At 63.9% G+C, this 26,234-nt stretch carries 32 protein-coding genes; 22 read left to right on the forward strand and 10 right to left on the reverse strand.

The genetic code is table 11. The features are described from left to right. Positions 1-303, forward strand: coding sequence for a flagellar protein FliT (locus GPT34_RS01325; protein ID WP_291008658.1), 303 nt, complete (start codon positions 1-3; stop codon positions 301-303). A 101-nt stretch (positions 304-404) separates the two neighbouring features. On the opposite strand, the gene fliE is transcribed toward GPT34_RS01325, so the two are convergent. Next, on the reverse strand, positions 405-719 hold the full coding sequence (fliE, locus tag GPT34_RS01330) for a flagellar hook-basal body complex protein FliE (protein WP_291008661.1): 315 nt from the start codon (positions 717-719) through the stop codon (positions 405-407). Positions 720-925: 206 nt separating this feature from the next. Between fliE and fliF the strand changes: the two genes are divergently transcribed. The 13 genes from fliF (at position 926) to fliR (ending at position 12,264) form a co-directional block, all read left to right on the forward strand. After that, positions 926-2,599 carry a flagellar basal-body MS-ring/collar protein FliF gene (fliF, locus tag GPT34_RS01335; protein ID WP_291009024.1) on the forward strand — a complete coding sequence of 558 codons (1,674 nt, stop codon included), beginning with the start codon at positions 926-928 and terminating at the stop codon, positions 2,597-2,599. A 30-nt stretch (positions 2,600-2,629) separates the two neighbouring features. After that, on the forward strand, positions 2,630-3,625 hold the full coding sequence (gene fliG / locus GPT34_RS01340; protein WP_291008664.1) for a flagellar motor switch protein FliG: 996 nt from the start codon (positions 2,630-2,632) through the stop codon (positions 3,623-3,625). Beyond that, the gene (locus GPT34_RS01345) at positions 3,609-4,322 is read left to right on the forward strand and encodes a FliH/SctL family protein (protein WP_291008666.1); all 714 of its coding nucleotides are present in this window, start codon (positions 3,609-3,611) and stop codon (positions 4,320-4,322) included. The genes fliG and GPT34_RS01345 overlap by 17 nt, the downstream gene beginning before the upstream one ends. A gap of 25 nt (positions 4,323-4,347) precedes the next feature. Further along, positions 4,348-5,784 (forward strand): flagellar protein export ATPase FliI, encoded by a 1,437-nt coding sequence (gene fliI / locus GPT34_RS01350; protein ID WP_291009027.1) that lies wholly within the window; start codon positions 4,348-4,350, stop codon positions 5,782-5,784. Next, positions 5,784-6,254: a flagellar export protein FliJ gene (gene fliJ, locus GPT34_RS01355; protein WP_291008669.1), complete on the forward strand. Its 471-nt coding sequence runs from the start codon at positions 5,784-5,786 to the stop codon at positions 6,252-6,254. The genes fliI and fliJ overlap by 1 nt, the downstream gene beginning before the upstream one ends. 2 nt (positions 6,255-6,256) lie before the next feature. Then, on the forward strand, positions 6,257-7,645 hold the full coding sequence (locus GPT34_RS01360) for a flagellar hook-length control protein FliK (protein ID WP_291008672.1): 1,389 nt from the start codon (positions 6,257-6,259) through the stop codon (positions 7,643-7,645). Between the two features lie 170 nt (positions 7,646-7,815). Further along, on the forward strand, positions 7,816-8,382 hold the full coding sequence (locus GPT34_RS01365; RefSeq protein ID WP_291008675.1) for a flagellar basal body-associated FliL family protein: 567 nt from the start codon (positions 7,816-7,818) through the stop codon (positions 8,380-8,382). An 18-nt stretch (positions 8,383-8,400) separates the two neighbouring features. Continuing rightward, positions 8,401-9,405: a flagellar motor switch protein FliM gene (fliM, locus tag GPT34_RS01370; protein ID WP_291008678.1), complete on the forward strand. Its 1,005-nt coding sequence runs from the start codon at positions 8,401-8,403 to the stop codon at positions 9,403-9,405. Further along, positions 9,395-9,823: a flagellar motor switch protein FliN gene (gene fliN / locus GPT34_RS01375; protein WP_291008681.1), complete on the forward strand. Its 429-nt coding sequence runs from the start codon at positions 9,395-9,397 to the stop codon at positions 9,821-9,823. Before fliM ends, fliN begins: the two co-directional genes overlap by 11 nt. A gap of 84 nt (positions 9,824-9,907) precedes the next feature. Continuing rightward, entirely contained in the window at positions 9,908-10,282 is a 375-nt protein-coding gene (locus GPT34_RS01380) for a flagellar biosynthetic protein FliO (RefSeq protein WP_291008684.1), read from the forward strand. A gap of 70 nt (positions 10,283-10,352) precedes the next feature. Continuing rightward, positions 10,353-11,063 carry a flagellar type III secretion system pore protein FliP gene (gene fliP / locus GPT34_RS01385; RefSeq protein WP_291009030.1) on the forward strand — a complete coding sequence of 237 codons (711 nt, stop codon included), beginning with the start codon at positions 10,353-10,355 and terminating at the stop codon, positions 11,061-11,063. Between the two features lie 9 nt (positions 11,064-11,072). Next, positions 11,073-11,342: a flagellar biosynthesis protein FliQ gene (gene fliQ, locus GPT34_RS01390; RefSeq protein ID WP_291008687.1), complete on the forward strand. Its 270-nt coding sequence runs from the start codon at positions 11,073-11,075 to the stop codon at positions 11,340-11,342. A gap of 157 nt (positions 11,343-11,499) precedes the next feature. Next, positions 11,500-12,264, forward strand: coding sequence for a flagellar biosynthetic protein FliR (gene fliR, locus GPT34_RS01395; protein ID WP_291008690.1), 765 nt, complete (start codon positions 11,500-11,502; stop codon positions 12,262-12,264). 23 nt (positions 12,265-12,287) lie between these two features. Here the strand turns inward: fliR and GPT34_RS01400 are convergent, their stop codons facing one another. The 4 genes from GPT34_RS01400 to GPT34_RS01415 all read right to left on the reverse strand — a co-directional run bounded on the left by GPT34_RS01400 (position 12,288) and on the right by GPT34_RS01415 (position 15,056). Beyond that, positions 12,288-12,725, reverse strand: coding sequence for a hypothetical protein (locus GPT34_RS01400; protein WP_291008693.1), 438 nt, complete (start codon positions 12,723-12,725; stop codon positions 12,288-12,290). Between the two features lie 71 nt (positions 12,726-12,796). Continuing rightward, a complete protein-coding gene (locus tag GPT34_RS01405; protein WP_291008696.1) occupies positions 12,797-13,078 on the reverse strand; it encodes a hypothetical protein in 282 nt (93 codons plus the stop codon). Between the two features lie 219 nt (positions 13,079-13,297). After that, the gene (locus GPT34_RS01410; protein ID WP_291008698.1) at positions 13,298-13,927 is read right to left on the reverse strand and encodes a response regulator transcription factor; all 630 of its coding nucleotides are present in this window, start codon (positions 13,925-13,927) and stop codon (positions 13,298-13,300) included. Beyond that, a complete protein-coding gene (locus tag GPT34_RS01415) occupies positions 13,905-15,056 on the reverse strand; it encodes a response regulator (RefSeq protein WP_291008700.1) in 1,152 nt (383 codons plus the stop codon). Before GPT34_RS01415 ends, GPT34_RS01410 begins: the two co-directional genes overlap by 23 nt. A gap of 168 nt (positions 15,057-15,224) precedes the next feature. Between GPT34_RS01415 and GPT34_RS01420 the strand changes: the two genes are divergently transcribed. From GPT34_RS01420 to GPT34_RS01450, 7 genes are all read left to right on the forward strand, one after another. Continuing rightward, positions 15,225-15,659 (forward strand): hypothetical protein, encoded by a 435-nt coding sequence (locus tag GPT34_RS01420; protein WP_291008703.1) that lies wholly within the window; start codon positions 15,225-15,227, stop codon positions 15,657-15,659. Positions 15,660-15,721: 62 nt separating this feature from the next. Continuing rightward, positions 15,722-16,084, forward strand: a complete 363-nt coding sequence (locus GPT34_RS01425) for a response regulator (RefSeq protein WP_291008706.1) — start codon at positions 15,722-15,724, stop codon at positions 16,082-16,084. A 49-nt stretch (positions 16,085-16,133) separates the two neighbouring features. Continuing rightward, on the forward strand, positions 16,134-18,281 hold the full coding sequence (locus GPT34_RS01430; RefSeq protein ID WP_291008709.1) for a chemotaxis protein CheW: 2,148 nt from the start codon (positions 16,134-16,136) through the stop codon (positions 18,279-18,281). 50 nt (positions 18,282-18,331) lie between these two features. Then, positions 18,332-19,201, forward strand: coding sequence for a CheR family methyltransferase (locus GPT34_RS01435; protein WP_291009033.1), 870 nt, complete (start codon positions 18,332-18,334; stop codon positions 19,199-19,201). Between the two features lie 61 nt (positions 19,202-19,262). Next, the gene (gene cheD, locus GPT34_RS01440; RefSeq protein WP_291009035.1) at positions 19,263-19,892 is read left to right on the forward strand and encodes a chemoreceptor glutamine deamidase CheD; all 630 of its coding nucleotides are present in this window, start codon (positions 19,263-19,265) and stop codon (positions 19,890-19,892) included. A gap of 167 nt (positions 19,893-20,059) precedes the next feature. Then, on the forward strand, positions 20,060-21,151 hold the full coding sequence (locus tag GPT34_RS01445; protein ID WP_291008711.1) for a chemotaxis response regulator protein-glutamate methylesterase: 1,092 nt from the start codon (positions 20,060-20,062) through the stop codon (positions 21,149-21,151). Then, complete coding sequence (locus tag GPT34_RS01450) at positions 21,151-21,543, forward strand: Hpt domain-containing protein (RefSeq protein ID WP_291008714.1); 393 nt, start codon at positions 21,151-21,153, stop codon at positions 21,541-21,543. The genes GPT34_RS01445 and GPT34_RS01450 overlap by 1 nt, the downstream gene beginning before the upstream one ends. Before the next feature lie 25 nt (positions 21,544-21,568). Here the strand turns inward: GPT34_RS01450 and GPT34_RS01455 are convergent, their stop codons facing one another. Beyond that, complete coding sequence (locus GPT34_RS01455) at positions 21,569-22,267, reverse strand: response regulator (protein ID WP_291008717.1); 699 nt, start codon at positions 22,265-22,267, stop codon at positions 21,569-21,571. A 139-nt stretch (positions 22,268-22,406) separates the two neighbouring features. Between GPT34_RS01455 and GPT34_RS01460 the strand changes: the two genes are divergently transcribed. Further along, entirely contained in the window at positions 22,407-22,607 is a 201-nt protein-coding gene (locus GPT34_RS01460) for an Hpt domain-containing protein (protein WP_291008720.1), read from the forward strand. A gap of 107 nt (positions 22,608-22,714) precedes the next feature. On the opposite strand, the gene GPT34_RS01465 is transcribed toward GPT34_RS01460, so the two are convergent. The 4 genes from GPT34_RS01465 to GPT34_RS01480 form a co-directional block, all read right to left on the reverse strand. After that, positions 22,715-23,353: a hypothetical protein gene (locus GPT34_RS01465; protein WP_291008723.1), complete on the reverse strand. Its 639-nt coding sequence runs from the start codon at positions 23,351-23,353 to the stop codon at positions 22,715-22,717. Positions 23,354-23,518: 165 nt separating this feature from the next. Next, on the reverse strand, positions 23,519-24,058 hold the full coding sequence (locus tag GPT34_RS01470; RefSeq protein WP_291008726.1) for a VOC family protein: 540 nt from the start codon (positions 24,056-24,058) through the stop codon (positions 23,519-23,521). A 103-nt stretch (positions 24,059-24,161) separates the two neighbouring features. Further along, a complete protein-coding gene (locus tag GPT34_RS01475; protein WP_291008729.1) occupies positions 24,162-24,389 on the reverse strand; it encodes a DUF2783 domain-containing protein in 228 nt (75 codons plus the stop codon). Between the two features lie 14 nt (positions 24,390-24,403). Further along, positions 24,404-26,125 (reverse strand): FAD-dependent oxidoreductase, encoded by a 1,722-nt coding sequence (locus tag GPT34_RS01480; RefSeq protein WP_291009037.1) that lies wholly within the window; start codon positions 26,123-26,125, stop codon positions 24,404-24,406. Positions 26,126-26,234 lie beyond the last annotated feature (109 nt).

Consider the following 26,234-nt stretch of genomic DNA (forward strand, 5'->3'; position numbering starts at 1 on the left):
ATGGAGAACACTTTGCTGGACTACTACAAGGCCATCGAGAGCGCGAGCCAGAAGATGCTGGAGGCCGCGCTGACCGAAAACTGGGATCAGGTGGTGCGTATGGAAAGCACCTGCGCCGTGCTCATCGAGCAGCTGCGCAGCAAGGCACGCAGCCGAAAGCTGACGGCCGACGAGCGGGTGGAGAAGGTGCGCATCATGCAGCGGATCTTGCGCACCGACGCTGAGATCCGCGTACTGGCCGAACCCTGGCTGAACGACATCGACGTGCTGCTGCGCAACAGCTCACCCGCGTCGATGCACTAAATGATCCACACACGGCGATCCCGAACGAGAACAGGGTCGGAGTGCGGGGCTGTTCCCGGGGCGGCACGGAACTGGCTCTGCCAGGCCGCCAGCGCGGGGGATCACACGGACATGTTCATGATGTCGGTGTAGGCCTGAACCATGCGGTTGCGCACATGCAGGGTGGCCTGAAAACCGATCTGGGCTTTCTGCATGGCGAGCATGGTTTCTTCCAGGCTCACATTGGGATTGCCGAGCTGCACCTGGGTTTGCAGGCGAGAGGCCTCATTCTGAGACTCGCTCACCGATTTCAAGGCGGTCTTGAAGTTGCCCGCAAAGCCGCCAGCGACGCCTTCGGCAGCACCGGGACGCTTGCTGGCGGTCGCGCCCAGGCCGCTGAGCGCCTGGCTGTTCAGGGGAGAAATTCGCAGATCCATGGCCGAGACCTTCCTCGAAAGGGAATGAGGTCTCCATGCTAGGCATCTGGCGCACCTGGCACGGCGGGATTAAGCGGCCAAAGCATGGCCTTTTCTGCCTTATGCGGGCAAGGTCAGGCCCGAATAATCGCTCTGAACCGGGCAATTTTTGTCCGCCAGCAACCGCTCCACCTGCACGCTGACCCATGACCTCCACCGTCGTTGAAATGCCGCTTCAGCCCATCCCGCAGAATGCCCTGGGGGCTGGGCTGTCGAGGCTGGACGCGAGCCAGAAGCTCAAACTGGGCCTGGGCGTGCTGGGCTTGCTGGCCATTGCGCTGTCACTATTCTTCATGAGTCGTCAACCCGACTGGCGACTGCTCTACACGAACCTCAGCGACAAGGACGGCGGCGCGGTGGTGGCCCAGCTTGCGCAGATGAACGTCCCGTACAAATACAGCGAGGGCGGTCAGGCCATCATGGTGCCAGCCGACAAGGTCCACGACACCCGCCTGCGCCTGGCTTCCCAGGGTCTGCCCAAGGGCTCGGTCACCGGCTTCGAGCTGATGGAAAACAACCGCTTCGGCATGACCCAGTTCCAGGAGCGGCTGAGCTTCCAGCGTGGCCTGGAAGGTGAGCTCACGCGCTCCATCCAGTCGCTCTCTTCGGTGCAGGCGGCGCGTGTTCACCTCGCCCTGCCGAACCAGAACGGCTTTTTTCGTGAACAGCAAAAGCCGTCGGCCTCGGTGTTGCTCACCTTGTACCCCGGCCGCACGCTGGACAAGGGCCAGGTGGCCGGCATCGTGCATCTGGTGGCCTCCAGCGTCCCCGAGATGAACCCCAAAGCGGTGAGCGTGGTCGACGACGCCGGCGCGCTGCTGTCCGCATCGCCCGATGGCCAGGCCCAGGGTGCTGATACGCAAAAGCTGCAGTACACCCAGCAAATCGAACAGACCTACACCCGGCGCATCCTCGACATGCTTGAGCCGCTGGTGGGCGTGGGCAACGTCAAGGCTCAGGTCAACGCCGATGTGGACTTCTCGCTGGTCGAGTCCACCTCCGAGGAACACAAGCCCAACCAGACGCCGGCGTCCGGCGCGGTGCGCAGCCAGCAAGTGGTGGAAGATGGCACGGGACCGCAGAACCAGCCCGCTGGCGTGCCTGGCGCCACCACCAACCAGCCGCCCGCCACCGGCACCGCCCCCATCAACGGAGCGGCTGCCCCGCTGGGCGTGGCGGCCAACGGCAGCACCGCTGGCAGCTCGCGCCGGGAGTCGGTGGTGAACTACGAGGTCGACAAAACCGTCAAGGTGGTGCGCGAGGCCAGCGGCACCATCAGGCGACTGAGCGCGGCTGTGGTCATCAACCACCGCAGCAGCACCGACCGCGCCGGCAAGACCATCACCCAGCCCATCCCCCCTGAGCAGCTGGAGCAGATGACGGCCCTGGTGCGCGAAACCATGGGCTTCAGCCAGGCGCGCGGTGACTCGGTGAATGTGGTCAATGCGGTGTTCAACGTATCCCCGGAGATGCAGCAGGACCCCGTGGCCTGGTGGATGCAGTCAGAGAACCAGGCGCTGGCGCGCAGCCTGGCCTGGCCGCTGGCCATGCTGGGCCTGGGCCTGCTGGTGCTCATGGGTCTGGTTCGACCCGGCCTCAAACTGATGAAGTCACCGCCTCCCGGCCTGCCTGCGCCAGCCAGGTCGCAGCTCAGCACCGTGCTCGACGAACAGCCTGAGCGCGCCGGCCTGCCTGCGCCTGCCAGCGCGGGCGCCCCAGGTACCGAGGTGATGGGACCCGAAACGCTGCGCCTGGAAGACGCGAAGCGACTGGCCAAGGAAAACCCGATGGCGGTGGCCAACATCGTGAAGAGCTGGGTCAACGGCGAAGTGCCGGCCTGACGCCCCCCGGACCTGCAAAGAGAACACCCCATGGAAGACACCGGTATTCAGGACGCAGCGATCTTCTTGATGTCGCTCGGCGAAGAAGAGGCCGCCGAGGTGTTCAAGCACCTGTCGCCCAAGGAAGTGCAGCGGCTGGGCGAGACGATCGCGAGAACCCGGTCGGTATCGCGCGAGCGGGTCGACGGTGTGATCGAAAAGTTCACCCAGGAGGCCGCCTCGCAAAGCCTGCTGGTCTCGGACACCGACAACTACGTGCGCGCTGTGCTCAAGCGCGCACTCGGTGAAGACAAGGCAGGCTTGCTGATCGACCGCATCCTGCAGGGCGGCGATGTCACCGGCATCGAAAGCCTGAAGTGGATGGACCCGCTCTCCGTGGCCGAGCTGCTGCGCAACGAGCACCCACAGATCATGGCCGCCATTCTGGTGCACCTGGACTTTGAGCAGGTCGCGGGCGTGCTCAAGAACCTCCCAGCGCGCATGCGCAACGAGGTGATGCTGCGCGTGGCCACGCTGGAGGGCATCCAGCCCACCGCGCTGAAAGACCTCAACGAGGTACTGTTCAAGGTGCTGGCGGGTGGCGACAAGGTGCGCAAGGCCTCGCTGGGCGGCGTGAAGACCGCCGCCGAGATCATCAACATGATGGGCACGCAGATCGAGACCACGGTGATCGACGCGATTCGCGAGCACGATGCCGACCTGGCCCAGAAGATCATGGACAAGATGTTCACCTTCGAAGACCTCACCAAGCTGGACAACCCGGCGGTACAGATGGTGCTCAAGGAGGTCTCGTCGGATGCGCTGGTGATCGCACTCAAGGGCGCCACCACCGAGCTGCGCGAGCTCATCCTGTCCAACATGTCGTCGCGCGCAGCCGAGAGCTTGCGCGAAGACCTGGAATCGCGTGGGCCGGTCCGCCTCTCGGAAGTGGAAGCTCAGCAGAAGGAAATCCTGAAGATCGTTCGTCGCCTGTCCGACGAAGGCCAGATCGTCCTGGGCGGAGGCGGCGATGACGGATTCGTCTAAAACACCTCAGAAAACCAGCAGTCACTCGCGCTTCATTCCGCGCGAGGAGATCGACGCGGTGGCCCAGTGGACCTTTTCGTCCATGGACACCAACTTCGGCGCGTTGATCGGGCCGGAAGAAACCGCCAGCACGGCCATCGACGATGACACCGTCCAGGCTGCTCGCGAGCAGGCCTACACCGAGGGCTATGCCCAGGGCCGGGAGGCTGGCATTCGCGAGGTGCAGGAGACCATGCAGGCTGAACTGCAGAAGGTCGCTGACGAATACGCCGTTCGCATGGGCGGGCTGATTCACAGTCTGTCTGATCAGTTGCTGGCCAGCGAACAGAAGATGTCGCGCCAGCTGCTCGAACTCGCTTGCGACCTGGCGCGCCAGGTGGTGCGCCAGGAACTTCAGGTGAACACCCGCCAGCTGCGCACGGTGATCGGCGAAGCGCTGGAGATGATCGTCGACGACGGGCTGCCCACCACCATCCGCATGCACCCGCAGGACCTGGCCTTGCTCAAGGACGCGCTGCTCGAAACGCTGGGCGAGAACGCCCCGGATTTCGTGGCCGATACCGCCATCACCCCTGGCGGCTGCCTGGTGCAATCGCCCACCATGGCGGTCGACGCCACGGTGGAGAAGCGCTGGGCGCGGGCGGTGGGCAACCTGGGCCTGAGCGTGTCGTGGACCACGGAGAACGTCGATGGCTGAAGATGTCAACCGCTGGACCCGCTTCATGGCCGACGCCTGTGCTTGCGCCGATGCACCCAACCCGCTTGAAGTACGCGGCACACTGACCCGCCTGGCTGGTCTGGTGCTGGAGGCCGTGGGTCTGCGGGTACCGGTCGGCTCGCAGTGCTTGATTGCCAACGGTGCCAAGCCGCCGGTGCTGGCCGAAGTGGTCGGCTTTTCCAACGATCGTGCCTTCCTCATGCCGGCGGGCGACACCCACGGTCTGTCCAGCGGCGCCACCGTCACGCCGCTGGCGCCTTACCGGACCGTGCCGCGCATTGGCCAGGAGAATCGACCGCCCTCGCCCAACGACCGCGGTGTGCTGCGTTTGCCGCTTGGCGGCGGTCTGCTGGGCCGGGTTGTGGATCCCCATGGTCAGCCGATGGACCACATGGGACCGATCACGCACGTGGATGTCGAGGCGCTGGATCGCGCCCCGCTCAACGCCATGGACCGCGACCCGGTTCGCGAGCCGCTGGACACCGGCGTGCGCGCCATCAACGCGCTGCTGACAGTGGGTCGCGGCCAGCGAATCGGCCTGTTTGCCGGCTCGGGCGTGGGCAAGAGCGTGTTGCTGGGCATGATGGCGCGCTACACGCAGGCCGATGTGATCGTGGTCGGTCTGATCGGCGAGCGAGGCCGCGAGGTGAAGGAATTCATCGAAGACATCCTGGGCGAGGAAGGACGCAAACGCTCGGTGGTGGTGGCCGCGCCAGCCGATGCGCCACCGCTGGTGCGCATGCAGGGTGCCTCCTACGCCACCGCTATTGCCGAGCGGTTTCGCGACGATGGCTTGCACGTGCTGCTGCTCATGGATTCGCTCACCCGCTACGCCATGGCGCAGCGGGAAATCGCGCTGGCCATCGGCGAGCCCCCCGCCACCAAGGGGTATCCACCGTCGTGCTTCGCCAAGCTGCCGCAACTGGTCGAGCGCAGCGGCAACGGGCTCAACGGTGTCGGCTCAATCACCGCCTTCTACACCGTGCTGTCCGAAGGCGACGACCAGCAGGACCCCATTGCAGATGCCGCGCGCGCCATTCTCGACGGCCACATCGTGCTCTCGCGTGCGCTGGCCGAGTCCGGTCACTTTCCGGCCATCGATGTCGAAGCCTCGGCATCGCGCGTCATGCACAACGTGGCGAATGCGCAGCACCTGGAGTTGGCTCGGCGCTTTCGCAACCTCTACTCGCGCTACATGAAGAGCCGTGACCTCATTCAGCTCGGCGCCTACGTGGCCGGCAGCGACCCCGAGACCGACCGAGCCATCCTGCTGTACCCCGACCTGCAGCGCTTTCTGATCCAGGACATGCGGGAGTCTGCCAGCCTGCCCGACAGCCTGGCCCTGCTGGGAAAGGCCTTGCAAGACGGACCCCACACCCGACAGGCCAGCCAGCGCACCGCATCACCTCACCACACACCGCAACCTGAAGGCACTTCCTGATGACCGCCATCCAGACCCTGAACAAAGTGGTTGAACTCGCCAGCAAGCGGCGCGACGAAGCCGTCGCCCACCAGGCTCAGCTGCATCGCGAAATGCAGCTGGCGCAGGACCAGCTGCAGCAGCTCCAGTCTTACGCTGATGAAGCGCAGCAACGCTGGGCCACCCGCTGCAGCACCGGCGTGGACGGCAACATGATGCAGCACCACCGCCAGTTCATGAACAAGATCGAGCATGCGGTGGATTTCCAGCGCAGCGTGATCGCGCAGAGGCAGGCGCAGATCGACCAGGCCGTGAAGCAGGTCCAGGCAGCCGAGCGTGACGTGGCTGGTCTGCGCAAATACACCGACGGCAAATTGCAGGCCCTGCTGCTGCAAGCCCAGCGCCAGGAACAGAAACAGACCGACGAGCTGGCCTTGGCCATTCACCTGCGCCAGAGCCGGACGATGTCCTCCATGACCAAGGGTATGTGACCATGCAAACAACGAACTCCACCGCGGCGGCCAATCCAGCCAGCCCGGCCAGCGCCAACCAGGCCACAGGCAGCACGCGCAAGGCCGGCGCAGTAGCCGGTGGGGCCGACGTGTTTGCCGGGCTGCTGGCGCTGGTGGCGGACACCCATGCGCCGACCGAGCAGCCCTCCGGGCCTGCCAGCGATGCCGATGCAGCTGCTGAAGGTCAGACCGATCCGATCGATGCACCACCGGACAACCTCCTGGCCAGCTTGCTGGGTGTCACCCTCGCGAGCGGCCTGGCCTCGGGCGTGCAGGGACAGGGCCGCGCGGCGTCAAGCGGGGCCGCCGCGACCGGCAGCCCCGCCGTGGGAGAACCCGGGCTACACGACGCGCTCAGCCCACTGGCCTCGGCCAAGGCCACGACCCTGCCTGGTGAAGGGCCGACGGCACCGGGCTCGGGCATCGACATCCAGCGCCTGGGCATGGTGGCGGTGGATCCTTCGGAAGCCTTGACGCTAGGCGCCAACCTGGCCAACGCGCGCCCTGCGTTCGCAGCACCGCCCCTACTCGGCGTCGGCCGAAAGACAGCCGCCTCGGTGACCGACCGCTTTGGCACAGACCACCGGGCAACCAATCACCGAAGCAGCCAGCTGACCATCGGCGGGGGTGCGGCCAGCGCCACCGCCCTGTCCACCGCGGCCACCAGCATCGACACCGCGCGGCTGCAGCCCTGGTCGCTACAAACCAGCCGAAGCACCTGGGCCATGGGCAACCGCGCGATGCTGCCCCTGGCCGCGCAGATCGAAGTGCCTGGCCTGACCACCGACAGCAGCGAAACCGGCGGCGGCAGCCGCGACGGCAACCGGGGCCTGGCCGCGATGCTGGCCGGCTCAGCGCCCACCAGCGATTCCACGGCCTTCGGACCAGGTGAGTCGGGCTGGACCGATTCCGCTGCTGACAGCGCCACTTCGCCGACAGAAGCGGGACCGACCGACCCGTTGGCCCCCGAGCCTGAAACGGCCGGCCATGTTGACGCCCATGCACTGCGCCACGCGACGCTGCGGGTCGACGACGGGCAGGAAGGCAGCATCGAGATTCAGCTCGCCATGAAAGGGCAAGAGGTATCGGTGGGCTTCCTCACCGACAACGCCGAAGCCCGCCAGAGCCTGCAACACAGCGCAGCACCTGTTCTGAGCGACTTGCTGCAACGCAGCGGCATGCAGCTTGGAGGCGTTTCGGTGGGTGGACAGGCCATGTCCTCCGATGCCGAGCAGCCGCGCCAGCGAAGCGAGGGGCGTCCTGGCGTGGCGAAAGTGGGCACCACCGCCGCTGGCGGATCCGACGCGCTCACGGCTGGCTCGCGCAGACCGAGCGTCGATGGCAGCAGCCGCCTGGACGTGTTCGCCTGAGCGACGCATCCAGCGGGCCTGATACCCGTCGCTGAACCGATCTGGAGAAAGCCCGGTTTTTCGGGCCCTTATCGGTGGAACGAGCGCACCGTGGCTCTTCAATAATTCTCCTGAAGCAAGCCCGCTTGCACGCCTTTCCCGACACCCGGGACTGAATTCTGGAGAACCTCATGTCCGCCGCAGCCCAAGCCACCGCAGACTCGCCAGCCAAGCCCAAGAGCAAGAAGCTGCTCTTCATCATCATTGGGGTGGTGGTGCTGGCGCTGCTCGGCGCCGGTGGCGCCCTGTTTGTGCTGAAGAAAAACACGGCCAACGAAGACGGCGAGGAGGACAGCCACGTGGTCGAGTCCAAGCATGCCACGCCGAAAACGCCACCCGTGTTCGTGCCGCTGGAGAACATGGTGGTGAACCTGGCCGATGCAGGCGGCAACCGGTTTGTGCAGGTCGGTATCACCTTGCAGGTGCAGGACAGCAAGACCAGTGACGACATGAAGACTTACATGCCCAGCATCCGCAGCGACGTCCTGCTGCTGATCTCCCAGCGCACGGCAGAAGACATCCTGAGTTTCAGCGGCAAGGAAAAGCTCGCTGGCGACATCGTCGCCACCATTTCCGGGGTCATGGGCTACGAGCTCGCTGAGCCCGAGATTGAAGACGACTCGGGCAAGAAAAAGCGCCGCCGCGCACCACCCAATCCGCTGCAGGGTGTGTTGTTCTCCAGCTTCATCGTCCAGTAACCCCACAGGCAGCACAGCATGTCAGAAGCTTTTCTGTCCCAGGACGAGGTCGATGCCCTCCTGGAAGGCGTCACTGGCGAGAGCCAGAAGCTCGAAAAAGAGGTCGCCTCAACCGACGGCATCCGCTCATACAACCTGTCCAACCAGGAACGCATTGTGCGTGGGCGCATGCCCACCATGGAGATCGTCAACGAACGCTTTTCCCGCAACCTGCGCCTCGGCCTGTTCAACTTCATCCGGCGCAGCCCCGAGGTGTCGGTGGGGGCGGTCCAGGTGCAGAAGTACAGCGCCTTCCTGCGCGATCTGGTAGTGCCGACCAACTTCAACATCATGGCCGTTCGCCCTTTGCGGGGCAATGGGCTAGTGGTGTGTGAACCGACGCTGCTGTTCGGTGTGATCGACAGCCTATACGGCGGCAATGGCAAGTTTCACACCCGCATCGAAGGACGCGATTTCTCCCCCACCGAGCACCGCGTGATCATGCGGCTGGTGGAGGTGGTTGCCGAGGAATACAAGAAAGCCTGGATGGGTGTGTACCCACTGGAGCTGTCGTACCAGCGCTCGGAAATGCAGCCGCAGTTTGCCACCATCGCCACCCCCAGCGAAATCGTGGTGTCCACCAGCTTCACGCTGGAGATCGGCGATATCACGGGCTCGATGCACATCTGCATCCCCTACGCCACGCTGGAGCCGATCCGCGACGTCCTGTATTCGACGGTACAGGGCGACGCCATGGAGGTTGACCGGCGCTGGGTGCGACTGCTCAGCCACGAGATCCAGGCAGCCGAAATCACGCTGGTGGCAGAGCTCGCCAAAACCCAGGCCACGGTGGAAGAGCTGCTGGCCATGCAGGTGGGCGACTTCATCGAGCTGGACCGCGCGCCCAGCGTGCAGGCCAAAGTGGAGAGTGTGCCGCTTTTCGATTGCCAGTACGGCACACACAAGGGCAAGTACGCCCTGCGCATCGAGCGAAAGTTGCGCGGAGCAGATCTGACATGGCTGGGAGATTCCTATGGCAACTGATACACCAAACCAAGACGCTGTCGCCGACGACTGGGCCCAGGCCCTGGAGGAACAGGCGAGCGCGGAAAGCGCAAACAACGCTGAAGATAGCGCACCCGAGTTCGATCGGGTCAACACCCCGGTCACGCCCAACAGCGGCGCGCCCAACGCGATGCAGGACATCCAGATGGTGCTGGACATTCCCGTCCAGCTCTCGGTGGAGCTGGGTCGCACCAAAGTGCCCATCAAATACATCCTGCAGCTGGCCCAGGGCTCCGTGGTCGAGCTCGATGCGCTGGCCGGCGAGCCGATGGACGTGCTGATCAACGGCTACCTGATCGCCCAGGGCGAGGTGGTGGTGGTCAACGAGAAGTTCGGCATCCGCCTCACCGACATCGTGACGCCGTCGGAGCGCATGCGGCGCATCAGCAGGGGCTGAACTCCCTGCGGCCGGCAGCGCATGGCCCTCGGCAGCGCCTCTGGCGTTCGACGACTCCCTGATTCCTTCGAAAGACCCTTGTCCATGTTGCAAAACGCTTTGCCCGCTGTGGTGCTGCTGACCGTGATGGTCGGCATCGCCTGGTTGCTGCAGCGCTACCGGCGCCATCTGCCCGGTGCAGCCAGCCAGCGTGGCCCCGGTCTGCAGGTGATGAACAGCCTTTCGCTGGGACCGCAGCAACGCGTGGTCACGGTGCAGGTGGGTGAGGGCGAGAGCGGCCTGTGCCTGGTACTGGGTGTGGCGCCCGGTGGCGTCACCCATCTGCACACCCAGTCATTGCCTGCCAGTGCGCCGTCAGACAACGCACCCGGCGCTCCAGTCCCGACCAGCGGTGGTTTTGCTGCACGCCTGGCTCTGCTGGTCACTCCCTCCACCCAAGGCACCCATGCACCGCGTTGATGTTGTTCGCCAGCGCCGCGTCATCACGCTGGCTCTCGGCCTGTTGCTGAGCGCGTGGGGTGGCGCTGCGATGGCGCAATCAGGACCGCCAGCCTTACCAGGTGCGGGCGCATCGTTGCCGCTGGTGATTGGCCAGGGAGCGGGGGGCAACAGCTACTCGGTACCGATTCAGACGCTGCTGTTCTTCACAGCCCTGTCCTTTCTGCCGGCAGTGCTGCTACTCATGACGGGTTTTACCCGCATCGTGATCGTGCTCTCGCTGATGCGTCAGGCGCTTGGCACGCAGTCAGCCCCTCCGAACCAGGTGATCGTGGGCCTGTCGCTGTTTCTCACTCTGTTTGTCATGGGGCCGACGCTGGACAAGGTCTACCAGGAAGCCTACGCACCCTACACCGCCAACCAGATCAGCTTTGAGGAAGCCCTTGACCGAGGCCAGGCTCCGATGCGGGCCTTCATGCTCAAGCAGACACGCCAATCCGACTTCGAGCTGTTCGCCCGCCTGGCCAACCTGCCCAACGACGTCACCGCAGAGACAGCGCCGTTTCGCGTCATCGTACCGGCGTTTGTGACCAGCGAGCTCAAGACTGCATTCCAGATTGGCTTCATGATCTTCATCCCCTTTCTGGTGATCGACATGGTGGTGGCCAGCGTGCTCATGTCGCTGGGCATGATGATGCTTTCACCGGTACTGGTGGCGCTTCCGTTCAAGCTGATGCTGTTTGTGCTCGCCGACGGCTGGAACATTTTGCTGGGCTCGCTGGCGGCCAGTTTTGCGCAATAAGGAGAGACGATGGATGCCCAAGCTGCCCTGACTTTCGGTCAGAACGCTCTATACATGCTGCTCATGGTGGCCGCGCCAGTGCTGGCCACGGTGCTGGGCGTGGGCCTGCTGGTGAGCCTGTTTCAGGCCATCACGCAGATCCACGAGGCTACGCTGTCGTTCGTACCCAAGCTGATCGCAGCCATTGCGGTATTTGCCATTGCCGGGCCGTGGATGCTGACCACCATGGTCGAGTTCATCCGCAGCACCATCCTGGCCATCCCCAGCTTCGCGGCTTAGATGAGAACCCCTGAGCCGCCCCCGGCGTCCTCACCACGGGGAGCAACGCTGGCCGACTGGCAGCGCCGGATCAGCGACATTCCGGGTTCGTGCGAGCTGCGGACCGCTCGCTTCGCTTCGGACACGCTGGCGTGAATTCGACCGTTCGCCGCTGAACATGCCGACCTTCACCGAAGCGGACATCATGGCGCTGGTTTCGCCCGTGTTCTGGCCTTTTCTGCGCATCCTGGCGGTTTTTTCCAGTGCCCCGATCTTTTCTTCCCGTTCGGTGCCTGTGCGCACCCGCGTGGCGCTAGCTTTCCTGATCGCGGTCTGTGCGCAGGCCGGGCTGAGCGAGCAGCCGATGATCGCGCTCACCGATCCGCGCGCTTTCTCTGTGGTGCTGCAGCAGGTTGTGATCGGGGTAGCGATCGGGCTGGCGGTTCGCATCGTCTTCGCCTCGGTTGAACTTGCCGGTGAGGTGATCGGCCTGCAGATGGGCCTGAACTTCGCGGGTTTTTTCGATCCATCGACCAATTCGCAGTCAAGCACAGTCGGCCGATTTTTCGGCAACATGACCATGCTGCTGTTCGTCATTTTGGGTGGCCACCTCATGCTGCTGCAGGCGGTGATCGCCAGCTTCAACACTTTTCCACTGGACGGCAGCGCGTTCGAGTCCATCAACCGGCTGCGCCTGCATGAACTGGGCGCGGTGGTCTTTCGCTACGGCTTGTGGATTGCCTTGCCCATGATCGGCATGCTGCTGTTCATCAACATCGTGCTGGGCTTTGTCTCGCGCATTGCGCCGCAGATGAACGCCTTTGCCATTGGCTTCCCGCTCACGCTCAGCGCTGGCCTGATTGGCATCGCAGCCACCTTGCCGATGCTGGATGCACCGGTGGTCTCGCTGCTTCGACTCGCCACCAGCCTGTTCACGGGCTGAGGTCGCGGGCCGAATCGGTCGCTTCAGCGCCAGCGCAGATCGCGCAGCTTCCAATCGTCGCCCTCACGCCACCACACCAGCTCCAGCGCATAAGGCTCAGCGCGCTCAGGCACCAACCCCTGGGCGCCTGTCACCAACACCTGCGTGACCGTTCGACCAACGCGCCCGGCACTACCCTCATCGATGCGGCTTTGGCGACTCACCGTGATGACCCGCACCTGCTCGAAGCGCAGAAAAACCAGCGCCATGGTCTTGCGCGCCCACTCGACATCGAGTTCATCCTGCGCGCGAAAGCGCGAGTCCAGCATGCCCAAGACGTCGCTGGCGTCCTTGGCTTCAAAGGCATCTTGCAATCGCTGGGCTGCCGCTTCCAGCGAAGCCTGGGGATCGTCACGTTTGCCGCAGCCCAGCAACGCCAGCGGGACGGCAAGAAGCCACACTCGACGCTGCCACAGCGTCATGGCATCAGCCCCATTTCCAACTGCCCCTGCCTGCCTTGCGGCTCGCTTCGGTGTCCTTGAGAGTCTGTGCATCACTTGAATAGTAAACACCGGTGAGCGGTCGAGCAGGCAGCGAGGTAGGTGATTTTGGCTGGAGCACCGCCCATGGATGCCGCGGCCTGGGACGCGCCTTGGCAGATCTCCACGAACTCGTCCTGCGGCATACCCCCATCTTGCATGCAGTCCTTGATCACGACCCTTTCGCTCATCAGGAGGAAGCTGCCCTCCAGCAAAAAAGCCTTGTCGCCAGCGTGGACCAGGAACGAGGAACTCAGAACCATGGCGGACACCGCCAGTTGAAGCACTTTGAACATGAACACCGCTGAAGATGAATTCACGAAATCTAGCGCAACCCAGCCACCCAAGCTCGTCCATCGCCCCTCAATCGAGGGATTGCAGCATCGACTGGGCAGGGGCAACACTCAAGAGCTTTGAGCTTTCAACCGAAGGCTTCGCCGTCGCTACTTCGCCTTACCTCTGTGTCTTGCGCTGTCCAGTCGATCCCGTCAATCCAGCGGTCACGCAGAGTTCGCTCACACCAGGTTGTTGCGGATCGCGTACACCGTGAGCTCGGCGTTATTGGCCAGGTGCAGCTTGTCCAGCACGCGCGCCCGGTACACACTCACGGTCTTGGGGCTGAGCATGAGCTCCTCGGCGATGTCCGAGAGCTTCTTGCCCGATGCGATCTTCTGCAGGGTCTGCATTTCGCGCTCGGACAGGCTGGCGTGCAGCTCTTCGTTTTCGGGCGCGCTCAGGTTGTCGACCAGCATCTGGGCGACCTCGGGCGTGACGTATTTGCGTCCCTGTTGCACCGTGCGGATCGCTTCGATCATCTCGGCGGGGTCACCGGCCTTGTTGAGGTAGCCACGGGCACCTGCCCGCAAACAGCGAATGGCGTATTGGTCTTCAGGGTACATGGACACCACCAGCGCTTTCACTGAAGAGCCCTCCTCCCTCAGCGCCGCCAGCACCTCCAGGCCCCCGCGCCCAGGCATGTTCAGGTCGAGCACCAGCACATCGCAGGGCGTTTTTCTCAGCTGCTCGCGCAGCTCGGGATAGCTGCCCGCCTCACCCACCACCTGGATGTCCACCGCCTCCGAGATGGTGTCGCGGATGCCGCGGCGCACCACCGCGTGGTCGTCACACAAAACCACCTTGATCATGCTGTTGTTCCTCATTCACGTCGCCGTCCGCCGGGTGGCTCACGGTGTTCAGCGGTACCGACAGGATCACCGAGGTGCCCCGCGGTGAGCTGCTGATGTCGAGCCAGCCGTCGACCTTGGCGGCTCGTTCCCTGAGTCCGAGCAGCCCAAAGGACTTGGCCTTGCGCAAGGCCTGGGCACTCAAGCCCTGCCCATTGTCGTTGACCTCCAGGGTCAGCACGCCTTCTCGGTCGCTCAGATCGATGTCGACCGCGGTGGCCTGGGCATGCTTGGACACGTTGGTAAGCGCTTCCTGAGCGGTGCGGTAGGCCACCAGCTGCAGTTCGCGCGAGACCTCGATCACCTCGGACGAGCGACGCACCAGGACGCGCGTACCGGTGCGTCGCTCGAAGCTGGTCGCCAGCCACTGCACCGCTGCCACCAACCCCTGGTCGAGGATGGGTGGACGCAGGTTGAGCATGATGCGCTGGCTCGCGCCCAGCGCATGCTGCAGCATTTCCATCGCTGAAGTGATGTGGCGCTGCATGGCGTCATCCTTGGCATGGCGACCGACCCAGGCCAGATCCAGCTTGACGGCGGCAAGGGCACCGCCAATGTCGTCGTGGATTTCCCGCGCGATGTCGGCCCTCTCCTGCTCGATACCGGTCTGCAGGTGCTCGGCCAACTCGGCCAGACGCTGGCGCGACTCGGCCAGCTCGGCATCGGCCAGCACTTTGGCGCGGCGCGTCTCACTGACCTCGAGTGCACGCTCGATCACATGCGCCAGGCGGTGCATGTTGTCCTTGAGCAGGTAGTCGCTCACACCTCGGTGCATGGCATCGACTGCAGCGGCTTCACCGATGGCACCCGACAGCACCACAAACGGCAGGTCGGGCCGCAGCTCTCGCGCAAACTCCCAGGCATCCAGCCCGGTGAAGCCCGGCAGATGGTAATCGGCCAGCACGACATCGAAAGCGCTGGAGCCTAGCTGGACTTCAAAATCTTCCATCGTGTCCACCAGCGTCAGCTCGCATGCCAGCTGGCTGCGCTGCAGCGCGAACTTGACCAGCGCATGGTCCACCCGCGAATCCTCCAGGTGCAGGATGCGCACCACCGGCTTGGGAGATTTGATGTCGGTCGGTGAGGACATAGGGGATCGGGCAAGTCGTTCAGGAGCCTGTTCAGTGGGAGTGGGCTAGTGAAGGAATTAGGGCTGCATTTACCCGGTTATCAGCCGATATCGATGAGGTCAGAGACCGAAAATTGTACTGCCCGGCCTCGATCCAAGCGCATCACCCTACTCAAATTGAACGGATCCATGAGCACGACACATGCACCCCCAACGGTTAATTTGCCGGTGAGCCTGATCGCCGATGTGCAAGACGCGCTGATGATGGCCATGACGGACCTAAAACGCCTTGAAGGTCTGCTGGATCACGCGACCGACAACTTGATGGATCGATTCGGCACGGCCAATCGAGCGCTGGGCGAACTGCCCAATACCCAGCACGAGGCCATCGCCACGATGCGGGAGAGTCTGCATCAGGCGGTCACCGAACTGCAGTTCCACGACATGTCCACCCAGCTCATCGTGCACACCGGCAAGGTGCTGGAGGGCTGCGCCTGGAAGCTGGCGGAAGAAACGATGGAACCCGAAGAGGGCGAGATCCCGCTGGCCTACGAACCCATTCCCGAGCGCCCCAGCCCGGTCACGCAGAGCGAGATGGACGCTGGCGCCATCGAGCTGTTCTGACCCTCAGCGACTCAAGCCCCCCCACCACCTGCCGATACCTCACCGAACCACGGAGTTCTCCCATGCTATCCATTCTTGCCGTAGACGATTCGGCCTCCATGCGAAAAATGGTCGCATTCACCCTCACCGGTGCTGGCTTTCACGTGGTGGAGGCGGTGGACGGTCAGGACGCCTTCGAGAAGGCACAGCACCACGCCATTGACCTCGTCCTGACCGACCAGAACATGCCACGACTCGACGGCTTGGGCCTGACGCGCAAGTTGCGAGACCACCCCAAATTCAAAACCACGCCGATCCTGATCCTGACCACCGAGTCCAGCGACCAGATGAAGCATGCCGGGCGCAGCGCTGGTGCCACTGGCTGGCTGGTCAAGCCGTTTGACCCTTCTCGGCTGATCGAGATCATCCACAAGGTCATTCGCTGAAGCCTTCAGCGAAGCGCTCCACCACCAATACATAGACGAGGAGTCACCCATGGGTGAAATGACCAACGAAAGCCAGGGCTCGGATGGCAACTTTGACCTGACGCAGTTCTATCAAATCTTCTTTGAGGAAGCGGGCGAAAACCTCGACCAGATGGAGCAGATGTTGCTGCAGCTGGACCTTGAGCAGGCCGACGACGAGGAGCTCAACGCGATCTTCCGCTGTGCACACTCCATCAAAGGTGGCGCAGCGACCTTTGGCTTTGGCGATGTGGCCGAGCTCACACACCAGATGGAATCGCTGCTGGACAAGCTGCGCCGCCACGAACTGCAGCCAACGGCTGCCATGGTCGACGTCCTGCTTGAATCCTCCGACGCCTTGCGGCTGCTGCTGGCAAAGCACCAAGGAAAGCAGGTCGAGGCGCCTCCCACCGCTGACCTCGTGAGCCGCATCAGCTCGCTGGCGCAGGGTGGCCCGGTGCCGCCCGGTGCCGCCGCGCCTCAATCGACCACGGTCGCTCCCGCCGCGCCAGAGCCCACCTCGATCTCGGTCGCACCAGCCGCCCCCTTGGCCCCGGGCTTGCGCCTGCTGGAGCTGCACATTGGCCCGCTGGAACACCCGACCCAGGCCGACGGCATTGCCGAGCTGTTTCGCGACATCCCCGGCCTGGGCGATATCGAGACCCTACCCTGCGACCAGGCAGACAAGCGTGTGTACTGCGTCAAGACCTCCGCCAGCGACACCGACCTGCTGGACCTGTTCACTTTCCACGTGAGCAAGGAGCAGATCAACATCGTTGACATGGTGGCTCCTCCTGCAGCGGTGGCGGCGCCACAGGCATCAGCCTCAGTGGCCAACGCCGACCAGGGCGCCGACTTCGGTTTCTTTGCCGATGCCCCAGGCGCCCCGTCAGCCCCCAGCCTGCCGGCCAGCAGCAGCAGCAGCAGCAGCAAGGATGCAGCCGTCGCGCCCGGCCCGGTTGGCGCGAAAGCGACGCCGCGAGCCGAAGCGCGGGCGCCCAGCGCAAGCAACATGGAGTCCAGTACCCTGCGCGTATCGGTCAGCAAAGTGGATCAGCTGATCAACCTGGTGGGCGAACTCGTCATCACCCAGGCCATGCTGGCGCAGAAGAGCCAGGAGCTCGACAGCGCCGCCAACCAACCTCTGCTGGCCGGACTGGCCGATCTGGACCGCAACACGCGCGATCTGCAGGAAGCGGTGATGTCGATCCGCATGATTCCGATGTCGGTGGTGTTCAACCGCTTCCCGCGCATGCTTCGCGACCTCGCCAGCAAGCTGGGCAAAAAGGTCGAGCTCATCACCCACGGCGAGTCCACAGAACTCGACAAAGGCCTGATCGAGAAGATCACCGATCCACTGACCCATCTGATCCGTAACAGCTGCGATCACGGCATCGAGATGCCGGACGAGCGCCGGGCGAAAGGCAAGGCTGAGCACGGCACCATCACCCTGTCAGCCTCGCACCAGGGCGGTTCGATCCTGATTGAGGTACGCGACGATGGCAAAGGCCTGTCGCGCCCCAAGCTGCTGGCCAAGGCGCGAGAAAAAGGTATCGACGCGCCTGACAGCATGACCGATAGCGAAGTCTGGAGCCTGATCTTCGCACCCGGCTTCTCCACCGCCGAACAGGTAACCGACGTGTCGGGCCGCGGCGTCGGCATGGACGTGGTGAAGAAAAACATCGCATCGCTGGGTGGCACGGTCGAGATCGACTCGGCCGAGGGCTACGGCATGCGCGTCTCGGTTCGCCTGCCGCTCACACTGGCCATCATGGATGGCATGACGGTTCGGGTGAGCGATGAGGTCTATATCCTGCCACTGGCCTCGGTGATCGAATCGTTTCAGATCAAGCCAAGCGACATCAACACCGTGGCCCAGGGCACCCAGCTGGTCAAGGTGCGCGACGAGTACATGCCGGTGATCGAACTGGAACGAGTGTTCCAGGTACCCCGTTTCGAGTTCAACGCCAGCAGCCCCATCATGGTGGTGGTTGAAGCCGAGGGTACCCGCGCAGCGCTGATGGTGGACGAACTGATCGGCCAGCAGCAGGTGGTGATCAAGAACATGGAGTCCAACTACCGAAAGGTACCCAACATCTCGGGTGCCACCATCCTGGGTGACGGAAAGGTCGCCCTGATTCTTGACACCTCCGGTCTGGTCCGCCGCTCAAGGCACTGACCATGATCACTCCCACCGCGCTTAGCGCGAGCCTCCCACGGGCGTCTTCCCTGCGGCAAGGCAAGTCCGCGGGAGCGGCCTTTAAGCCAGCTTTTCGCTCAGAAGAATCCGCGGGGGAGAGCCGCGAGTTCGTCTGGAGCAACGCCGACTTCGACCGCATCAAGCGACTGATCTACCAGAAGGCCGGCATCAGCCTGCACGAAGGCAAACACGCCATGGTCTACAGCCGCGTCTCGCGCCGCTTGCGCGAAACCGGCCACACCAGCTTCAGCAGCTACCTGGACTGGCTGGAGCAGCACGATGGCAACGAGTGGCAGAGCTTCATCAACGTGCTCACCACCAACCTCACCGCCTTTTTCCGCGAGCAGCACCATTTCGAGGTACTGGCCGATTTGCTGCGCGCAGAACGCTCGCGGCCCTGGCGCATCTGGTGTTCGGCTGCCTCCACCGGCGAAGAGCCGTATTCGATCGCCATGACGGCCCAAGAGGCGCTGGGTGCCTCCGGCTCGTTTGACCTGGTCAACAGCGACATCGACACCCAGGTGCTGGCCACAGCCGAACGTGGCGTCTACAAGGCCGACGGCGTAAAGGGCCTGAGCCAGGAACGCATCCAGCGCTTCTTCATGCGAGGCAAAGTTACCAACGCCGGGCTGATGCGCGTCAAGCCCGAGCTGCGCAAGTCCATGAGTTTCCAGACCGTCAACCTGATCCAGGAACTCCCGTTTCGCGAACCATTCGACGTCGTGTTCTGCCGCAATGTGATGATCTATTTCGACGCGCCCACTCAGCGCCAGGTACTGGAGCGCATCCACCGAGTCATGAAGCCCGGTGGCAAGCTGTTTGTCGGGCACGCCGAGAACTTCAGTGACGCGCGCCAGCTATTTGTGCTGCGCGGGAAGACGGTGTACGAACGTGTTTGACACCAGCCAGGCCGCCCAGCCACCCCGCTCCAGCCGCCCCGCGACCAGCCCAACGAGCCGGCTGGGTGTTCCAGCGGGCTCACGCGTCGATCTGCTCAAGCAACAAAAACCCAAGCCGGGCGAGGCGTCATTTTTCTATCACGACCACCATTTCCGAGTCGATACCGTCAAGGTGCTGCCGGGAGAGTACTACGTGACCCGAGACGACATGATGGTCATGACCGTGCTCGGCTCTTGCATCGCGGCCTGCATCTGGGACCCGCTGGCGCGGGTCGGCGGCATGAACCATTTCATGCTCCCCGAGGGCGGCGGTGACACCTCCGGGCGTTACGGATCCTATGCGATGGAGTTGCTGATCAACGAGATGATCAAGCTCGGCGCTCGGCGCGAGGCGATGCAGGCCAAGGTCTTTGGCGGCGGCCAGGTGATGCACAGCTTCACCACCATGAACGTGGGCGAGCGCAACACCGAGTTCGTGCTTGACTACCTGCATACCGAACGCATCGCCATCGTCTCCAAGGACGTACTCGACATCCATCCACGCAAGGTCTGCTACTTCCCTGCCACTGGCAAGGCCATGGTCAAGCGCCTGGCGCACTCACACCCAGAGACCTTGGCCACCCAGGAGCGCAAGGGCCTTGCCTCGGTGGTGGTCAAAGCAACGGTGGGAGGGTCGGTGGACCTTTTCTGAACACCACCGCCGCGCTGCGCTCGACCCCCTCAAGGGGGCAACATCTGCGGCCCGGCGAAGCCGGCTCCGCGGTGTTCTGGGTCAAGGCATCGCGCGCCGCACACGTTTCGGTGCATTGAGGCGACATCTCGGGGAACCGACAGGAAACCATGGTTTAGGGGATCAACGTGACAAGAAAAACTTCGGTGGTGGTGGTGGACGACTCGGCGCTGGTGCGCAGCCTGCTGAGCGAAATCATCAACCGACAGCGCGACATGGTATGCGTGGGTGCAGCGAGCGACCCTCTGGTAGCGCGCGAAATGATCCGTGAGCTCAATCCGGACGTGATTACGCTCGACGTGGAAATGCCGCGCATGGACGGCCTGGAATTCCTATCACGCCTGATGCGCCTGCGGCCGATGCCGGTGGTGATGGTCTCGACCCTAACCGAGCAGGGCGCCGAGGTCACCTTGCGCGCGCTGGAGCTCGGCGCGGTGGACTTCGTGGCCAAGCCGCGCATCGGAGTGACCAGCGGCCTGAACGAGCTCGCTGGCGACATCGTGGAGAAGATTCGCATCGCCGCCAGCGCGAAGGTGGGCCGCCATGTGAGCGGCTCGCCGAGCAGCACTTCCGCCGCACCGCCCGAGGCACCTGTGATCAGCGCGCCCCTGCCCCGCCTGTCGACCGAAAAAGTGATCTGCATCGGCGCCTCCACCGGCGGCACCGAAGCGATCCGCGAGGTGCTCACGCCCATGCCGGCCGACGCCCCCGCCATCGTCATCACGCAACACATGCCGCCCGGCTTCACCACCAGCTTCGCAGCCCGCCTCAATTCGCTCTGCCGCATCCGCGTCGCCGAGGCCCGCCATGGCGAGCGCATTTTGCCGGGCCACGCCTACCTGGCGCCCGGCGGGCACCACCTGCGCATCGACCGCAGCGGCTCCAACTACGTCGCCGTTGTCGAAGACACCGAGCCAGTGAACCGGCACCGGCCCTCGGTCGAGGTGCTGTTTCGTTCGGCCGCGCGCGTGCTTGGACCCAACGCCCTGGGCGTGATGCTCACCGGCATGGGTGCCGACGGCGCCCAGGCCATGCGCGAGATGAAGGACGCCGGCAGCTACAACTACGTGCAGGACGAAGCCAGCTGCGTGGTCTTCGGCATGCCCCGCATGGCCATCCAGCACGGCGCCGCGCACGAAGTGCTCCCCCTTTCACAAATCGCATCAGCGGTACTCAACCGCCTGGCCAGCGCGCCCGCTGGCGTGCGCCACCGCATTTGATGATGTCGACCGCTGAACGCTGGCCGGCATTACGCGGCATGGACATGGCAGCAGCCCGGGCGTGCTGCGGCGACAGCCTGGGACTCTTCAATAGGTTGCTGCTCTTGCTGCAGAAGCATTACGGCGACTGGACCTCGGTCTGGCTCGCGGCGGCCAGCGCCAACGACCCCGCCCTCCACTCGGACCTGTGCGCCAGCCTGCACAAGCTGCGCGGAAGCGCCAGCACCATGGGCGCCAACCAGCTGGCCATGTTGGCCACCCAGTTCGAGCAGTCGCTGAAGGAGGGCGAGGTCCGCCCTCTCGAGGCAGTTGAACGCGTGGGCGAGGCCCTCGACCAATTGCTGCTCGAGGTGGGTGAGTGGCAAGCCTCGGAGCAAGCGAGCGGCGCCTGAGCGCCCAACAACCCGGCGACCGGGGCTAGGCTTTCTGCAAGGCTGCGTCCAGTGCAAGTGTTATCTGCAGTTCGACCTCGCGCAGGGACGACAGGCACTCTGCATCCAGCGAGGCTGTCTGTGCTGGGTCGAACATCAACAGACTGGCGCAGTGTTTTAAGCCCAGCAAGCTGCAGCTCGCCTGCATGCGCTGGATCTCGGGCAGGTGCGATTCTGCTTCCCCGTCCTTCTCCAGCAGATCCGCACAAGTGGAAACATCGGTTTGCAACTTGCGCATCAGCTGGGTCACCTCGGATTTGCCGATGGACAGGCGACGCGCTACCTGAGAAACAGGCTCCAGGAGGCTGGCCCGGCTCTCCCGAAGAACCTTCTCCAGCGTCCGGCTAGTCGTCGCGATTGAGAAAGGTTTGACGATGAACCCTACTGCCCCCGCCTGAATGGCCCCAGTCACCGACTGCCGGTCCGCCGCCGAGGAAATCATCACGAAGGGTGTGGATTTGAGTCGGCGATCACTTTTCACGCGCTGCAACAAACCGGCGCCATCCAGGTTCGGCATGACCAGATCGCAGCAGCACAGCGATGGGCGCAGCCCGTTTTGAAGCAGCATCCAGGCTTCTTCACCATCAGACGCCTCAACGATCTCGTCAACACCCGGCAAGCGGCGAACCAGCGATGCCAAGGGATATCGCGAAATTTCGTCGTCATCCACGATGAGGATCTTCATGTTCCGTCTGCCTGTGTGAAGGGAATCCGCAATGGGTCTACACCGCTGCGGGTTCAAGTTTGGTTCGGCCAAACCTGCATTGTGCTGCAAGGCTTGCCACCCTTAGAAGCCTCAAAGCCGCCGTCTTGAGTCCAATGGGGTGACCCTGTACCCGATTCAGTACAACGCCCACAAGCTCAAGGGCGGGGCGATGCTGCTGGGCTTTCGTGCCATCGTGAAGACGGCGGAGCTGATTGAGCAACTGGCCACCGACCACGCAGGTCCGCCCTTGCCAACCGGTCTGGACATGGAGGCCACACAGCTCGCCTTGCGACAATTCGAGTCGGCGAGCGCGGTCTGAGCTGAACGCCCGCACACCAGCGGCGATGTCCGAAAAAAGTCCCCGAATGCGTCACCGCGTTCGGGGATTTTTTCCTGGACCAGTGTACTTGCACGCCAGGGCTGGCTTCAGACCCGGCGGCTGATGAGGGCGCCAGGCTCCAGCGGTGCCAGGCTGCTGTTGCCCCGCTCGTCGTAGGCCACGGGCACACGGCCTTCATTCATCGCCGCGGGCACCGCGCGCTCCTGCGGCTGCACCGGCCACGGAAGTGAGAGCTGTTCCGCTGGCTGCGAGCGCACGGGCGAACGCTCCACCGGGCCTCCCGCCTCACCGCTGATCGGCACGGCTTCGTCTCGACCCAGCACCCGGTCGACCACCGCCGCACTCGCTTTCCAGACATTGGTCAGCACGGACTGCCTCTGCTCGCGGCGCGCTTCTTCTGCGGCCTGCTCTGCCCTTTCCTGTTCAGCGCGTTGCGCGCCATCGGCTTGCGTCGAGCGCTCCGCCTGGGATGGACTGCGCGTGCCCTCAGCCAAGCCAGCTTCACCCTGAGCCGGCCTGCGCGGCAGGATCGGCGCCGATTCGGACTCGGGTCGACGACGGCCCTGGAGAGCGGCCTGCGCCTCGGGGTCGGCGCCAGCGCCTGACTGGCCATTTCGGCCGCTTTCCTCCAAGGGGCGGATGGCGGCCACGGCCGCAACGGCCAAAGGTGCTTGAGCAGCCGGCGGCATCCAGACCGCCGGCAGCTGGGTGGAAACGTTGATCATGCAAAACCCCTTTTTCACCGGCCCTGGACCAACACAATCCAGGACTTCCCCAGGGTTTTCGGCTGCTTAAACCCGAACTTGAGGGGTTTTTCGCCGCTTGTTCAAGCCTTAGCTCCGCCTGATGCCGCCTTGGCCACGCATCAGGGCCTCGTTGCCAGCCCCTCGCTACGCCGTGAATTCGCGTTCGTGCATCCAGGCGGCGTGCTTGGGCGCGCGCTTGGTCTTGGACCATTCTTCGAGCATGTCCCACTTCACTTCGTCAAGCTTCTTCATCATCTCGGGCGTCGCGGTGTTGGCGGCAAGCTCCAGGCGGTGACCGTTGGGATCGAAGAAATAGATGCTCTTGAAGATGGTGTGGTCGGTGATGCCGATCACCGGGATGCCTGCGGCCTCCAGCCGCGCCTTGGCAGTCTCCAGCACCTCAACCGACTCGACCTCCAGCGCGATATGTTGCACCCACTCCGGCGTGTTGGGGTCGCGCCCCATCTCGGGTGAGTTCGGCAGCTCGAAGAACGCGAGCACGTTGCCACCGCCCGCGTCCATAAACAAATGCATGTAGGGGTCGGGTGCGTGGGTAGACGGCACATGGTCTTCGGCGATCGCCAGCACGAAGTCCATGTCGAGGTGCTTGCGGTACCACTCGACGGTTTCCTTGGCGTCGTGGCAGCGGTAGGCGACGTGGTGAATCTTGCGGATGTTGAGCATAGGAAGTCTCCTGAAGGAAAGAGATGGGGCGCTGATCAGCACCCGCCAGGGAACCCGCTTCGCCGCGCCACGGGTGCGCTCACCCTTGGGAAAGCAAAAGGGCTCATACGAAGTTTTCTCGCGCGATCGCCAAGGCTTCTTTCAGGGTGGCGATGTCGCCCACCTGGTTGGCCAGCAGCAGGATCAGCTTGGCGTTGAGCAGCTGGCTTTGTTCGTCGCTGAGGTCTCGGTGGGTGTCAATCAGCGCTTCGTAAAAATCGTCGCCGGGGGTGAAGTCGCGGAAATAGCGCTGGCCGGGCTCGGCGAGATTGGGTTGAAGTTGCAAAGGCATGGGGTGCTCCGGGTTCAGGCGGTGACGGCTTCGCTGGCCGGGTGACTGGCGGCCCTGGGAGGCATATCCTGACCGGTCGCTCGGCGCAACGCCGCCTGCAGGCGGTTGGCATCGAAGGCCCTCCAACGCGCAGCCACGTGCTGGTCGGGTCGAATCAGGTAGGCGCTGCTGGGGCGGGCGTCGAGCCGCTGCGCGATGAGACCATCGCGGTCTTGCAGCGTGACCATGTCGGCAGGAGCCTCGCCCGCGTGCGCCAGGACCCAGATCACCTGCACCGGAATGGCCTGCGCGGCCAGCGCAGCGCTCTGCTCACGCAGCGTGGCAAGCGCACCGCCAATAGCTTCGACCCGATCCGCAAAAGCGAGCAGCACAAAGCGGTTGCCCAGCTGGTCGAGCAGCCAGGCGTCTTGCCCAGCCACGCGCACCGGCGCGTCGTCCAGTGGTGCGCCCGGCACCATGTCGCCCGCGAAGGCATCGGAATCGGGCGTATTGAGCGCAGAGTGAACCAGGAACGATGGCATGCTCAGGCGCCCGGAATTCACCAGCTTGCGCGCGAACGGTTGGCTTCGCGCCAGCTCCAGTGCGGCGTTGCGAAACAACTTGCTGACCGCGCTCTTGGGCGTGATGAAGTCGGTGGAGCGGGTGGAGTTGCGCAGATTTTCGTCAGCCGCATAGACACGGTCGGTGTCATAGCTGTCGAGCAGCGCGGCTGGCGCCAGGCCTTTGATAACCAGGGCGAGTTTCCACACCAGGTCGTCGGTGTCCTGGAAGCCAGAGTTGGCACCGCGGGCGCCAAACGGCGACACCTGGTGCGCTGCGTCTCCGGCAAACAGCAGATGGCCGTGGCGGAACTGCGTCATGCGCCGGCACTGGAAGGTGTAGATGCTGGCCCACTCCAGCTCAAATTCTCGCTCGTCACCCAACATCGCCTTCACACGCGGCAGGATGTTTTCGGGCTTCTTCTCTTCCTCCGGATCAGCATCCCAGCCAAGCTGGAAGTCAATGCGCCAGACGTTGTCACTCTGTTTGTGCAGCAGCACCGACTGGTTGGGGTGGAATGGCGGATCGAACCAGAACCAGCGCTCGGCCGGAAACTCGGCCTTCATGACCACGTCGGCGATCAGAAAGCGGTCTTTGAACACATGGCCTTCGATGTCCAGCCCGAGCTGGCGGCGCACATTCGAGCGCGCGCCGTCGGCCACGATCAGCCAGTCGGCCTCGATGTCGAACGCACCATCGGGCGTCTCCAGGCTGACGCGGGCACCGTCGTCGAGCGGCGCCACGCTCGCGACCTTGTATTTCCAGCGCAGGTCCACGCCGAGTTCATCGGCGCGCCGCACCAGTGCCTCTTCCAGGTGGTACTGCTGCAGATTGATCATGCCGGGACGCTTGTGACCGGCATCGGGCACGAGATTGAAGCGGTAGACCTCCTCCTCACGCAGAAAGGTGCGGCCCACGTTCCAGCTCACACCCTTGTTCACCACCTCATCGCCGACCCCCAGGCGGTCCAGGATCTCCAGCGCGCGCTTGGCATAGCAGACGGCGCGCGAGCCGAAGGACACGCTGTCGTCCTCGTCGAACACGATCACCTCCAGGCCTTGCAGCCGCGCGTCGATCGCGGCCGCCAGCCCCACGGGGCCGGCGCCAATGACCACCAGCGGGTGGCGCTGCGGCGCGTCGGCCATGAGGTCGTGAGGTGCTCGGTAGGGAAAGGTCGGGTACTGGTAGGTGGCCATACGGGCTGGGCTCCAAAGCGGCGTATCGAGCCGCGGCAGTGGCTGCGGCAGCAGGCTCACACTGTAGCTCAATATTCTGCATGAGTAAACTCGTTTCTCTAAACGTAAT

The organism is Hydrogenophaga sp. (assembly GCF_011390835.1).
GTDB lineage: Bacteria > Pseudomonadota > Gammaproteobacteria > Burkholderiales > Burkholderiaceae_C > Hydrogenophaga.

What these genes read in the sequence shown, in the direction of transcription:
- GPT34_RS01325 (WP_291008658.1), top strand. Translation starts at nt 1, where the DNA reads ATGGAGAACACTTTGCTGGACTACTACAAGGCCATCGAGAGCGCGAGC.
- fliE (WP_291008661.1), bottom strand. Translation starts at nt 719, where the DNA reads ATGGATCTGCGAATTTCTCCCCTGAACAGCCAGGCGCTCAGCGGCCTG.
- fliF (WP_291009024.1), top strand. Translation starts at nt 926, where the DNA reads ATGCCGCTTCAGCCCATCCCGCAGAATGCCCTGGGGGCTGGGCTGTCG.
- fliG (WP_291008664.1), top strand. Translation starts at nt 2,630, where the DNA reads ATGGAAGACACCGGTATTCAGGACGCAGCGATCTTCTTGATGTCGCTC.
- GPT34_RS01345 (WP_291008666.1), top strand. Translation starts at nt 3,609, where the DNA reads ATGACGGATTCGTCTAAAACACCTCAGAAAACCAGCAGTCACTCGCGC.
- fliI (WP_291009027.1), top strand. Translation starts at nt 4,348, where the DNA reads ATGGCCGACGCCTGTGCTTGCGCCGATGCACCCAACCCGCTTGAAGTA.
- fliJ (WP_291008669.1), top strand. Translation starts at nt 5,784, where the DNA reads ATGACCGCCATCCAGACCCTGAACAAAGTGGTTGAACTCGCCAGCAAG.
- GPT34_RS01360 (WP_291008672.1), top strand. Translation starts at nt 6,257, where the DNA reads ATGCAAACAACGAACTCCACCGCGGCGGCCAATCCAGCCAGCCCGGCC.
- GPT34_RS01365 (WP_291008675.1), top strand. Translation starts at nt 7,816, where the DNA reads ATGTCCGCCGCAGCCCAAGCCACCGCAGACTCGCCAGCCAAGCCCAAG.
- fliM (WP_291008678.1), top strand. Translation starts at nt 8,401, where the DNA reads ATGTCAGAAGCTTTTCTGTCCCAGGACGAGGTCGATGCCCTCCTGGAA.
- fliN (WP_291008681.1), top strand. Translation starts at nt 9,395, where the DNA reads ATGGCAACTGATACACCAAACCAAGACGCTGTCGCCGACGACTGGGCC.
- GPT34_RS01380 (WP_291008684.1), top strand. Translation starts at nt 9,908, where the DNA reads ATGTTGCAAAACGCTTTGCCCGCTGTGGTGCTGCTGACCGTGATGGTC.
- fliP (WP_291009030.1), top strand. Translation starts at nt 10,353, where the DNA reads ATGGCGCAATCAGGACCGCCAGCCTTACCAGGTGCGGGCGCATCGTTG.
- fliQ (WP_291008687.1), top strand. Translation starts at nt 11,073, where the DNA reads ATGGATGCCCAAGCTGCCCTGACTTTCGGTCAGAACGCTCTATACATG.
- fliR (WP_291008690.1), top strand. Translation starts at nt 11,500, where the DNA reads ATGCCGACCTTCACCGAAGCGGACATCATGGCGCTGGTTTCGCCCGTG.
- GPT34_RS01400 (WP_291008693.1), bottom strand. Translation starts at nt 12,725, where the DNA reads ATGACGCTGTGGCAGCGTCGAGTGTGGCTTCTTGCCGTCCCGCTGGCG.
- GPT34_RS01405 (WP_291008696.1), bottom strand. Translation starts at nt 13,078, where the DNA reads ATGTTCAAAGTGCTTCAACTGGCGGTGTCCGCCATGGTTCTGAGTTCC.
- GPT34_RS01410 (WP_291008698.1), bottom strand. Translation starts at nt 13,927, where the DNA reads ATGATCAAGGTGGTTTTGTGTGACGACCACGCGGTGGTGCGCCGCGGC.
- GPT34_RS01415 (WP_291008700.1), bottom strand. Translation starts at nt 15,056, where the DNA reads ATGTCCTCACCGACCGACATCAAATCTCCCAAGCCGGTGGTGCGCATC.
- GPT34_RS01420 (WP_291008703.1), top strand. Translation starts at nt 15,225, where the DNA reads ATGAGCACGACACATGCACCCCCAACGGTTAATTTGCCGGTGAGCCTG.
- GPT34_RS01425 (WP_291008706.1), top strand. Translation starts at nt 15,722, where the DNA reads ATGCTATCCATTCTTGCCGTAGACGATTCGGCCTCCATGCGAAAAATG.
- GPT34_RS01430 (WP_291008709.1), top strand. Translation starts at nt 16,134, where the DNA reads ATGGGTGAAATGACCAACGAAAGCCAGGGCTCGGATGGCAACTTTGAC.
- GPT34_RS01450 (WP_291008714.1), top strand. Translation starts at nt 21,151, where the DNA reads ATGATGTCGACCGCTGAACGCTGGCCGGCATTACGCGGCATGGACATG.
- GPT34_RS01455 (WP_291008717.1), bottom strand. Translation starts at nt 22,267, where the DNA reads ATGAAGATCCTCATCGTGGATGACGACGAAATTTCGCGATATCCCTTG.
- GPT34_RS01465 (WP_291008723.1), bottom strand. Translation starts at nt 23,353, where the DNA reads ATGATCAACGTTTCCACCCAGCTGCCGGCGGTCTGGATGCCGCCGGCT.
- GPT34_RS01470 (WP_291008726.1), bottom strand. Translation starts at nt 24,058, where the DNA reads ATGCTCAACATCCGCAAGATTCACCACGTCGCCTACCGCTGCCACGAC.
- GPT34_RS01475 (WP_291008729.1), bottom strand. Translation starts at nt 24,389, where the DNA reads ATGCCTTTGCAACTTCAACCCAATCTCGCCGAGCCCGGCCAGCGCTAT.
- GPT34_RS01480 (WP_291009037.1), bottom strand. Translation starts at nt 26,125, where the DNA reads ATGGCCACCTACCAGTACCCGACCTTTCCCTACCGAGCACCTCACGAC.